Source organism: Saccharomonospora halophila 8 (genome assembly GCF_000383775.1).
GTDB lineage: Bacteria > Actinomycetota > Actinomycetes > Mycobacteriales > Pseudonocardiaceae > Saccharomonospora > Saccharomonospora halophila.
Genome location: NZ_KB912530.1, coordinates 15,023 through 25,200, shown reverse-complemented (window position 1 = coordinate 25,200; position 10,178 = coordinate 15,023). Strand labels below are relative to the sequence as shown.

Annotated in this window: 10 protein-coding genes and 1 other RNA gene; 9 read left to right on the top strand and 2 right to left on the bottom strand. The window is 69.7% G+C overall.

The annotated features are described in order from the left end of the window. The 4 genes from SACHA_RS21270 to SACHA_RS0109500 all read left to right on the top strand — a co-directional run. Window positions 1-442 (top strand): histidine phosphatase family protein (locus SACHA_RS21270; RefSeq protein ID WP_019809210.1); only part of this gene is annotated, 442 nt, incomplete at its 5' end. Window positions 443-578: 136 nt separating this feature from the next. Then, on the top strand, window positions 579-767 hold the full coding sequence (locus SACHA_RS21265) for a Txe/YoeB family addiction module toxin (RefSeq protein WP_019809208.1): 189 nt from the start codon (window positions 579-581) through the stop codon (window positions 765-767). A gap of 177 nt (window positions 768-944) precedes the next feature. Then, an RNA gene (gene rnpB / locus SACHA_RS23375) (RNase P RNA component class A) lies at window positions 945-1,340 on the top strand. A 210-nt stretch (window positions 1,341-1,550) separates the two neighbouring features. Further along, window positions 1,551-3,293 (top strand): RNA-binding domain-containing protein, encoded by a 1,743-nt coding sequence (locus SACHA_RS0109500; RefSeq protein ID WP_051110155.1) that lies wholly within the window; start codon window positions 1,551-1,553, stop codon window positions 3,291-3,293. A gap of 72 nt (window positions 3,294-3,365) precedes the next feature. On the opposite strand, the gene SACHA_RS0109495 is transcribed toward SACHA_RS0109500, so the two are convergent. Further along, complete coding sequence (locus tag SACHA_RS0109495; protein ID WP_019809205.1) at window positions 3,366-3,839, bottom strand: GNAT family N-acetyltransferase; 474 nt, start codon at window positions 3,837-3,839, stop codon at window positions 3,366-3,368. Window positions 3,840-4,015: 176 nt separating this feature from the next. Between SACHA_RS0109495 and SACHA_RS0109490 the strand changes: the two genes are divergently transcribed. Further along, window positions 4,016-4,354 (top strand): tRNA-binding protein, encoded by a 339-nt coding sequence (locus tag SACHA_RS0109490; RefSeq protein ID WP_019809204.1) that lies wholly within the window; start codon window positions 4,016-4,018, stop codon window positions 4,352-4,354. A gap of 86 nt (window positions 4,355-4,440) precedes the next feature. Here the strand turns inward: SACHA_RS0109490 and SACHA_RS0109485 are convergent, their stop codons facing one another. After that, window positions 4,441-5,154: a DUF4328 domain-containing protein gene (locus SACHA_RS0109485; RefSeq protein ID WP_019809203.1), complete on the bottom strand. Its 714-nt coding sequence runs from the start codon at window positions 5,152-5,154 to the stop codon at window positions 4,441-4,443. A 171-nt stretch (window positions 5,155-5,325) separates the two neighbouring features. On the opposite strand from SACHA_RS0109485, the gene SACHA_RS0109480 reads away from it, so the two are divergent. The 4 genes from SACHA_RS0109480 to SACHA_RS0109465 form a co-directional block, all read left to right on the top strand. Next, entirely contained in the window at window positions 5,326-6,192 is an 867-nt protein-coding gene (locus SACHA_RS0109480; protein WP_019809202.1) for an SCO6745 family protein, read from the top strand. A 563-nt stretch (window positions 6,193-6,755) separates the two neighbouring features. Beyond that, complete coding sequence (locus SACHA_RS0109475) at window positions 6,756-7,025, top strand: hypothetical protein (protein ID WP_007024725.1); 270 nt, start codon at window positions 6,756-6,758, stop codon at window positions 7,023-7,025. A 15-nt stretch (window positions 7,026-7,040) separates the two neighbouring features. Beyond that, complete coding sequence (locus SACHA_RS0109470) at window positions 7,041-7,523, top strand: hypothetical protein (protein ID WP_019809201.1); 483 nt, start codon at window positions 7,041-7,043, stop codon at window positions 7,521-7,523. Window positions 7,524-7,526: 3 nt separating this feature from the next. After that, window positions 7,527-10,178: ATP-binding protein (locus SACHA_RS0109465; protein ID WP_028663034.1), on the top strand; the 2,652-nt coding region annotated here is incomplete at its 3' end.

Sequence of the window (10,178 nt, the reverse complement as noted above, 5' to 3'; positions counted from 1 at the left end):
GCTGACCCGCGCGACGGAGACGGCGCGGGCCGTGGCCGACGCCCTCGGCGGCCGGGTCGTCACCCACCGCGGGCTGATCGAGACCGACTTCGGCGAGTGGGAGGGCCTCACCTTCGGCGAGGCCGCGCGCCGTGATCCCGACGTGCACGGCCGCTGGCTCGGCGACACCTCGGTGCGCCCGCCCGGCGGGGAGAGCTTCGACGAGGTGCACGCCCGCATCCGCACGGCACTGGACGACATCCTCGACCGCTACGCCGGCCGCACCGTCGTCATGGTCAGCCACGTCACCCCGATCAAGTCGGTGCTGCGCACCGCGCTCGACTCGGGCCCGGCGCTGCTGTTCCGGCTGCACCTGGACCTGGCCTCGCTGTCGCTGGTCGACTTCTACCCGGACGACAACACCTCCGTCCGCCTGGTCAACGACACCAGCCACCTGCCCTGACGGCGGATCGTTCGGCCCCGCCGCTCGTGGCTGACCTCCGTTGATGGTCTTCGGACCTTGCCACCGCCAGTCGCCAAGGCGGGAAATTCCATGACAGGTTGGAAAGCGGTGGCGGCGTCGAGCGGAACCTCGTTGGATGAAAATCGTCTGGGACGAGAGTGCCTGGGACGACTACGTCCGGTGGCAAGCGGACGACCGCAAGGTTCTCACGCGCATCAACACGTTGATCAAGGACAGCGACCGGAACGGCAACGAGCGTATCGGTAAGCCTGAACCCCTCAAACACGGTTTGAAAGGATACTGGTCCCGTCGCATCAGGCGATGAACACCGGCTCGTCCACAAGGTCGTCGGAACCGAGATCCGGATCGCGGCATGTCGCTACCATTACGGGAAATGAGCGCGAATCAACGGGTCGCCCCGCTCGCTCCATCCGGGTCGGTTCGGTGCCGCTGACACACCGTTGGCGTGCGGGCACAGGGCGGCGGGTATCCTGAACGTGGACGAGTTGGCAGGGCGGCCGCGGCCGGGACGCTGTTCCCGGTCGAGGAAAGTCCGGACTCCACAGGGCAGGGTGGTTGCTAACCGCAACCCGGGGTGACCCGCGGGAAAGTGCCACAGAAAACAGACCGCCCGGCCCCTGACGGCCGGGTAAGGGTGAAACGGTGGTGTAAGAGACCACCAGCGTCCCGGGTGACCGGGACGGCTCGGCAAACCCCACCCGGAGCAAGGCCAAGAGGGAGCGCGAGCTCCTGCGCAGGCGTTCGAGGGCGGCCCGTCCGATGCCTGCGGGTAGGCCGCTTGAGCCTGTCGGTGACGGCAGGCCCAGAGGGATGGCCGCCTCCCGTCCCGCCTCGGCGGGACGGAGGACAGAATCCGGCTTACATGCCAACTCGTCCACCCCTCTCGGGCGGCAATCGTGCGGACAGTGCGGCCTCAGGTCTCCGTCCGGTCATGTCCTGCGAAGAGGCCCTCACCTTGTCGCCAAACCATCCACCCGACTCGGGCTTCTCAGTCGTCCGTCCTGCTCACGGAAGTGTGGAGCGGTGTGCTTCGAGTCGACTTTGGAGATACAGTAAGTCCGTTACCTTCCTCAAAGGGGGCTTCACAGTGAGCAGTGTCCAGACTGCGTTGACCGCGGTCGCGAACGGCAGGTCGGCTTCGAAGGTGGAGAACGAGGTTCTCGACTTCAAGGAGCAGAAGCCGCAGTTCAAGGACGCCTGCTCGGATCTGGCGGAGGCGGCGGTGTGCTTCGCCAATTCACGAGGCGGAACGATCGTGGTCGGGGTGGCCGACAACAAGTCCGGTCCGGATGCCTTCGTGGGGTGCGACCTCGACGCCGGGGAGTTGCGTTCGCGGGTCCACCAGTTGACCGACCCCGGGCTGCTCGTCGAGGTGGACGAAGTGTTCTTCGCCGATCGACGACTACTCGAGATCCGGGTCCCGGAAGGGCTGGAGGTTCACGCGACCGTCAAGGGTTACACATACCAGCGGATCAGTACCGACTGCGTACCCATGCGGCCGTTGGATGTCGCTCGGCTCTCGGAGGAGCGGCGTGGTGTCGACTGGTCCTCCCATGCGAGTGGGCGTGCGGTCGAGGATATCGATCCGCTCGCTCTGCGCTACGTGCGTCGTCTGTTGTCGACGTCGACGGACGCGGCACGTCGCAAGTACGCCGATTTCACCGACCCGGATCTGCTCCGCGCACTGAAGATGGTCGCGCCGGACGGGTCGTTGACGAGGTCGGGAGAGATCATGCTCTGCCCTCGGGTGGCGGGCGCTTCGGAAGACATGGTCGTATATCAGCACAGGAGGACGCAGTCCGGCGAGAACGACACCATCGTGCGGGTCCCGGGCCCCGCCGTCACCGCGTTCGAAGAGGTGCTGCAGCTGATCCGGACACGGCAGTCCATGACCCCGGTGACGCTGCCGGACGGGCAGCAGTTGCAGATCGAGGATTATCCTTCGGGGGCTGTTCGGGAGGCGCTCGCGAATGCCTTCATCCACGGTGATTGGCGCCTGGGCATTCCCATCCAGGTGGAACATTCGCCGCAGTACCTGCGCATCGACTCTGCCGGGCCGCTCGTGTCCGGGATCACCACGCACAACATCCTCACCCACGGTTCGCGTGCTCGCTTCCCCGCACTGACGACCGCGTTCCGCGTGCTGGGGCTCGCGGAAGAGGTCGGGCAGGGGGTCGACCGGATGTATCGGGAGATGATCCGTTCCGGCCGCGACATTCCCGTCATCACGGAGAGTGCCAGCCGGGTATCGGTGCTCTTCCGCGGACAGCCGCCGAAGGTCCGCATCACGAAGTTTCTGGCTACACTGCCGGAGACCGAGCAGGACGACACGGACACGTTGTTGATCGTGCACTGTCTCTGTCGCAAAAAGACCGTTCGAGCCGACTCGATCGCCGAGACACTGCAGAGAACTCCTGAAGAGGCACAGGCCGCGTTGAAGCGTTTGTCCGCGGAACCCGTCGACATGCTCGAACCGACCCGCGGCACGGTGAGCCGCCGCTTCCCGTCGTACCGGCTCCGTGCGGAGGTGGTCGCCCAGCTCGGGCACGCGGTGAGCTATCACAGTCGGGCCATGGACGACATCGACAAGAAGGTGATCGAGCACATCAACGACTACGGGGAAATCAATAATCGCACGATTCAGCGACTGTTCGATGTGGATGTCTATCAGGCACGGGACATCCTCCGGGACCTCGTCGGGAGAGAGATCATCACGCGGAGCTCGACGCAGAGACGTGGCGTAGCCGTGCGCTACGGTCCCGGCCCGAAGTTCCCGGACCGGAAGCGCACCCGACGTTCGACCCGTAGCGGAAGTCCCCGCACGCGCTGAGGCGGTGCGCGGATCTTCGGAGGCGTCTCGCCGATGCTCGCTAGCGTCCCGATCCCACCGCCCGCTCATGGCTCACGAAGTGGGAGTCGGGACATCGGCCTGGAGGAGTCGGGGCCGGGCGGAGAAGCCGTGGCGCTGGTACACCGGGATCGCCCGGTCGCTGGAATGCACCGTCACCCGGACCAGTCCGAGTTCCTCCGCCAGTCGCAGGACGGCGGTGACGAGCCGACCACCGTGGCCCCGGTTCCGTTCCTGTGGGACGACGTACACGCACTGCACGTCACCAGCCCACCGTTCGACCGAGTGGGGCGTCGGGACCCGCGGCAGCAGCGCCAACCACGCCATGCCGATCACCTCCCGGCCCCGGAGCAGGACCATCGGGCGGTGGGATGCGGTGTTCCGGAGGGTCCACCGGACGAATTCCGTGCGGAACTCGTCGCGATCGATCGCGGGGGTCTCCCCCTTCTCCCGGATCCATTCCCACCGCAGTTCGGCGAGGGCGGGAAGTTCCTCCTCCTCGGGAGGGCGCACGGTGAGCTGTTCCATGAGCCGATTGTGACCGTCGGGTGCCGTCGGTGGGTCCGCTTTCCCGTCGCCGTGGGTCGGCGGGTGCCGTGTGGCGGGACGATCAGAGGGTGGCAGGATCGTCGACGACGCCACCGGCCCGCGTCTGTCCGTGGCGTCGTCGGTGTCGGTGTGGACAGAAGGCGAGGTGACCGGGTGTGCCCGTGATCGAGTGGGCGGACTTCGAGAAGGTCGAGCTGCGGGTCGGCACGGTGGTGGCGGCCGAAGTCAACGGGAAGGCCCGGAAACCCGCGTACGTACTCACCGTGGACCTCGGGCCGGAGCTCGGCCGACGCACCTCGAGCGCGCAGGTCACCGAGCACTACGGTGCGGAGGAACTCGTCGGCCGTCAGGTGCTGTGCGTGTGCAACTTCGAGCCGAAGCGGGTGGCCGGGGTGAAGTCCGAGGTGCTGGTGACCGGCGCGCACGACGCGGACGGCCGGGTGGTGCTGGCCGGTTTCGACCACCCCGTCCCGGACGGGACCCGGTTGCTCTGACGCGCGGTGTCACCCGGCCCGTCCCGGCACCGGGTGGGCCGCGGGGATCCGCGCCCGCACCACCCGGTGGCGGGACGGTGTCCGGGTCAGCCCGCGGTCGCGCCCGGACCGGCCGAGGCCTGCGGCATCCCGGCCCCGTTCTGCCACGCGGTGATGCGCTGCAGCACGAAGACGAGGGGGATCGCCGCGCTCACCAGCGCCACGCCCGTGAGCGTCTGGGCGATCGCGAGGGTGCGGAACGTGTCCACGGTGAGTTCCGCCTCCTCGATCGCGGCCGAGGCTCCACGGTCGAGGACGAGCACGACGAGCCACGAGGCCCACCACCACGCGAGCCACGGGGTGCCGCGCGACCCGTTCGGGGCGCTCGCCCGGTAGATGTCGGCCACGATCTGGTACGGGAACCAGAAGTTCACCACGGGCACGAACCACCCGCCCAGCACCCAGCCGCGCGCGCGGCGGTGCGGTGCCGTGGAGGCCAGTTCGGCGTTGCCCCGTGTGCGCCACAGCCACACGAGGAACGTCACGCCGGTCACCACGCCGAGCGCCAGGTAGAGCAGTGTCAGGGTCAGCGACAGGCTGTCCAGCGCCTCGATCTCGGCGAGGGTGACCGTCCGGGCCCCGGTGACGGCGTCGGACACCAGCGTGTACTGCTCCCAGCCCAGCCACGTGGTCACCACACCGTACGAGGCCATCAGGCCGATCAGGACGGACGAGGCGGTTCCGAGGCCACCGATCGGGCGATGTCGTCCCGTGGGGTGCGCGGCCCCGGGATCGTGCGGGGCGGGTGCGGGTGTGGTCACCGGTTCCCTCTCAGCGGTGTGCGGGGAGATCGAGTTCTACACCAGCGTCAGCGGTCCTGTCCGCCGAATTGCCGACACCGACCGCCCGGCCCCGTGACGCAGGGCACGCGACGGCCCCGTGCCCTGCCAGCCACCTTCCGCCGTACGGGTGCGCGCGCATAGGGTGCGCGCATGGATCGCGCCGACGCCGAAGCCGTGGCACTGCGGTGTCACCAGACTCTCGAACCCCTGCACTCGATGGTGTACTTCGCGCCGGAGGTCGAACAGGCCTTCGTCGACGCGGGCCTGAAGCAGGGGCGCATGTGCTACTTCGCGGGCCGGGCCGCGCCTTTGGGGCCGGTGGGTGCCGGTGTGGTGACCGCGACGTTCTACAACTTCAGCCCGGAATTGGTGGCGCGGCACGTGCCGCGCGCGTGGGGTCTGGCCGAGCCGGACGAGGTGGTCAAGCTGCGTTTCGCCAAGGCCGGTGAGGCGCTGCGCAGGCTGCTCGGGGACGAGGCCGCCGACTCGGCGGAGCTGGCCGAGCTGGCGGGTCTGGTGCGCGAGGCGGCCGAGGGCTGCACCCCGCAGGGTCGCCCGCTGTACGCCGCGCACGCGGACCTCGACCGGCCCACCGACCCGGTCACCGCGGTGTGGCACGACATCACCCTGTTGCGCGAGTTCCGCGGGGACGGGCATATCGCCGCGCTCGTCGCGGAGGAAATGTCCGGGCTGCACGCGCTGGTGACGCACACCGCCACGGGGGAAGGCTTCACCGAGCAGGCCGCCAAGGCGACCCGCGGCTGGTCGGACGAGGAGTGGGCGGCGGCCGAGACCGAGCTGCGTGAGCAGGGTGTCCTGGACACCGCGGGCGGGCTCACCGAGCGCGGTCGCGCGTGGCGTGCGCGGATCGAGGAGCACACCAATGCCGCGGCGACCGGTCCGTACCAGCGCATCGGCCCGGAGAAGGCCGCCCGCATCGCCGAACTCGGCCGGGACTTCGCCCGCACCGCCCTCAAGGCCGGAGCCATCCCCCGCGAACTGTTCGGCCGCTCCTGACCCCACGCCACCGGAATGTGCCGTGAAGGACCCCTTCGCTGCCCCGGATGCAGTGAAGGGGTCCCTCGCTGCGTCGGACGCAGGTAAGGGGGCCTTCACGGCACACCCGGGGCGCGACTCGAACGGGTGATTGTTGGGGGTGGGGGTGTTGCTCGCTGTCAGGGAGGACGAGTGACCCCGGTGGGGCAAGTCGCCCGAACGGGTGGAGAACGGTGGGTCGGAGGGACGGAGTGGCGGACGCCACTGGCCGAAGTCCTCCCCGGCCCCTGGCCCGGGCATGATTCACTGTTCCAGCGGTCACCGACCGAGGGAGTTCTGGCACAGACTGTGAGAGGGATCGACACACGTGGGTGAGTGGTCACGCTCGACGGAAGTGGACGCACGGGCTGCGTGTGCGACAGCGCCGAGGGAGGTCGAATGCCGCAGCGGTCATCCGGTTCCGCACCTTTGACCCCCACCTCGCATCACGCCATGATGTTGTTTGAACACGGCTTGTGCCGGAAACCCGGCGCGGCGCACACCGGTGCGCGGCGCACCACCCCCCGGGCGCTCGGGAGTACGCGATGACCACGTTGACGCTTGCGACACTGGCGCAGGCCGAGCTCGACACGAACAACGTCCAGGGCTGGATCCTGGACAACATCATCCCGCTGGTCCTGCTCGCCGTCGCCCTGCTGTTGCTGTGGCTCGGAGGGGGCAAGGGCGACAACGCCGGTGTCATGCGGAGGCTGGCCGGCGTGGTGGTGGCTCTGGCCATCGTCGGCCTCGCGGTGAGCGGTCTCGGTGTGGACGTCGGTGAGTGGCTCGCCGGCCTGTTCACCACCACGACCTGACGTAGGGCTCGCGCGGTGCGCATCCGGACGGACGACGAGATCTACCGCGTCGACGCGGTGTGGTTGGGGCCGCCCAAGGCGACGTTCCCGTGGCGGGCCCGGTACGTGGCCTGGGGTGTGGGCATCCCGCTGTTCCTGGTGGTGCTCGCCGTCGAACGGCAGATCGGCATCGGGTTCGGGTTCTTCTCCACGGCGTGGGCGTTCGTCATCACCATCGCGCTCACCCGCGTCATCACGTCGAAGATCAGCCACGAGCGACCGTTGGGGGCGGTGCTGACCATGTGGGTACGCGAACTCCACGCCCCGAGGGAGCGTCGAACCGGGACGGGCGGAGCGGCCGGTGCGAGCCGGGTCCGGGTGCGGACGGAGAGACCCCGGCCGCGGGACGGACACCGCCACCGCGCCCGGGAGGACACGGCGCCTCCGTCCCCTGCCGCCCCTCCGTCAGACAGCCCACCACGAGCACGCCGTCGCCCACCGGCGACGCTGGGGAGGTAGTCGTTGTTCGGTCGCGGCCGGAGCCGGAAAGTGCAGCCCTCGGCACCAGCTCAACAGGCGGAAAGCGCGCACCGCGGCAGGAGACTGCCCGGCGAGGAGGCCATACCCCACTACACCCCGTCCATCGCGGCCCGGTCCATCGACGGCCATCTGCTCCGCACCGGGAACGAGGTCTACGCCTGGTACCGGCTGGCGCCGCAACGCTGGTCGTTCCGTTCCGACGCGCAGCGCCGCGACCTGATCGCCGCCATCGCGGGCCAGTACGCCGAACTCCAGGGCCGGTGGATGCACCTGCGGGTCACGACCAGGCCCTATCCCATCAGGATGTGGGCCGAGGCGCACGTCCACAACGCCCATCACCGGCCGGAGGACGTACCGGGCGCGCTGTCGTTCGACGACTACCTCGTCGGCGAACAGCAGCAGCTGTTGGGCCGTTCGATGGCCGAGAAGGAGGTCTACCTCGGGGTGCAGGTCCAGACCCGCCGGGTCATGGACCGTGCCGTCGAGCGTGCCGCCCCGCTGCTGCGCAAGGTGCTGCCCGAGGCGGTCGACGCCGAGCTCGCCGCGCTCGACTCCGAGATCGAGCACCTCGACCAGGTGATCGGCTCAGCGGGGCTGGAGGGCAGGCCGGTGCAGGCCGAGGAGATCTCCTGGTTGATGCACCGTTCGTGCTCGCTGGGGCTGCCCGCGCCGCGCAACCTGCCCGCCGTGCCCGGCGCGGCGTGGGAGCCGGAGGATCTGGCCAGCTTCACCGACGCGGCGGACATGCACAGCGAGCCCTACGCGCCCACGGTCACCGTGCGCGGGCGCACGGGCTCCAACGCCGGCCTGACCCGGCACGTCGCCGTGCTGACGGTGGGGCAGATGCACGGCCTGCAGATCCCCGAGGTCGACGACCCGTGGGTGCAGCACGCCGACCGCCTGCCCTCGCCCGTCGAGTGGTCGGCCCGCATCTACGTGCGCAGGCCCGAGGAGGTCTCCGGGGAACTGCAACGGCAGATGAACAAGGTGCGCTCGCAGGTCAAGCACTACACCGACGAACACGACCTGGAACCGCCGCAGTCGCTGGCCCGGCAGGCCTCCCGGGTGCTCGAGATCGACGACGAGATGACCACCGGCTTCACCGCGCTGGCCACCAGGGTGCGGTCGTGGTGGCGGCTCGCCGTGTCCGGCCCCACCGAGCGGGACGCCCTGAAACTGGCGCAGCAGATGCTCGACCTCTACAAGCCGAAGGTCGCGATCGAACATCCCGAGGCGCAGTACGCGCTGGCCCGGGAGTTCATCCCCGGGGAGGCACTGTCCTCCGGTGCCTACCTCCGGCGTGGGTCGGTGGTCTGGGCCGCGTCGTCCGTCCCCACGGCCACCGCCGAGGTCGGCGACCGGCGCGGCATCCTGCTCGGCGAGACCTGCACCGCCACGCGCCGCCCGGTGGCCTGGGACCCGTGGATGGCCCAGGAGGTCCGGGACGGCTCGGGCCTGTCGGCGCTGGTGGCCGGACTCGGCGGCGGCAAGTCGTTCCTCGGCGGCGGCATCGTCTACAAGACCCTGCGCGCGGGGGCGCACTGGACGATCCTCGACCCGTCCGGGCCGCTGTCCCAGTTGTGCGAGCTGCCCGAGATCCGCCCGTACGCACGCCCGATCAACCTGCTCAACGCCCAACCCGGCATCCTCAACCCGTACCGGGTGGTGGCCGAGCCGCAGCTCGAACACTTCCTCGACGAGGACGACCCGGAGCGTGCCTGGCGCCGCGAGCGGGCGCTGGCCGGTGCCACCCGTCGTCGGCTGGTGCTCGACGTGCTCACCGGTGTGCTCCCCTACGAGGTGGCGCGGATGCCGCAGACCCGGATCGTGCTGCTGCGCGCGGTCCGCGCGGTGGGCGGGCGCTACGACGCCGACCCGGGGCAGGTGATCGACGCCCTGCGCCGGGACTCCAGCGAACACCACGAGCACGCGATCGTCGTGGCCGACTTCCTCGACGAGCTCCGGGAGCGCATGTCGCTGCTGATCCCGGAGAGCGACGCCGACCCGTACTCGGAGACCCGGGACGACCGGATGACCGTGCTCACCATGGCCGGGCTGACGCTGCCCAAGGAGGGCGTGGGCCGGGAGCACTGGACCGACGCCGAGGCGCTCGGCATCGAGATGCTCAACCTCGCGGCGTGGCTGACCCAGCGTTCGGTGTACGAGAAGCCGAAGGAGCTGCGCAAGGGCGTCTGGATCGACGAGGCGTTCTTCCTGTCCGAGGTGCCCACGGGCCGGGTGCTGATGAACCGGTTCGCCCGTGACTCGCGCAAGTGGAACGTCCGCGTGCTGCTGTCGTCCCAGATCCCCGCCGACTTCCTGAACATCCAGGGGTTCGTGGCCCTGCTCGACTCGGTCTTCGTCGGCAGGCTCGACGACGAGGAGACCCAGTCGGACGCGCTGCGGCTGCTGAAGGTGCCCACCGGGGTGGGGTACGAGTCGGTGGTCTCCGCGCTCGGCCGCAGGCCGGGGTCGCGGCGCGACGTCGAACGCGACACCGAGCCGAGGCAGTTCCTGTTCGCCGACGGAGCCGGGGGCGTGGAACGCATCCGCGTCGACTTCTCCGGCCCGCATCTCGAGCACCTGCGCGACGCGCTGGACACGGCGCCGGGCGCGACCGTCGACCGGCGCGCG

What these genes read in the sequence shown, in the direction of transcription:
- SACHA_RS21265 (WP_019809208.1), top strand. Translation starts at nt 579, where the DNA reads ATGAAAATCGTCTGGGACGAGAGTGCCTGGGACGACTACGTCCGGTGG.
- SACHA_RS0109495 (WP_019809205.1), bottom strand. Translation starts at nt 3,839, where the DNA reads ATGGAACAGCTCACCGTGCGCCCTCCCGAGGAGGAGGAACTTCCCGCC.
- SACHA_RS0109480 (WP_019809202.1), top strand. Translation starts at nt 5,326, where the DNA reads ATGGATCGCGCCGACGCCGAAGCCGTGGCACTGCGGTGTCACCAGACT.
- SACHA_RS0109475 (WP_007024725.1), top strand. Translation starts at nt 6,756, where the DNA reads ATGACCACGTTGACGCTTGCGACACTGGCGCAGGCCGAGCTCGACACG.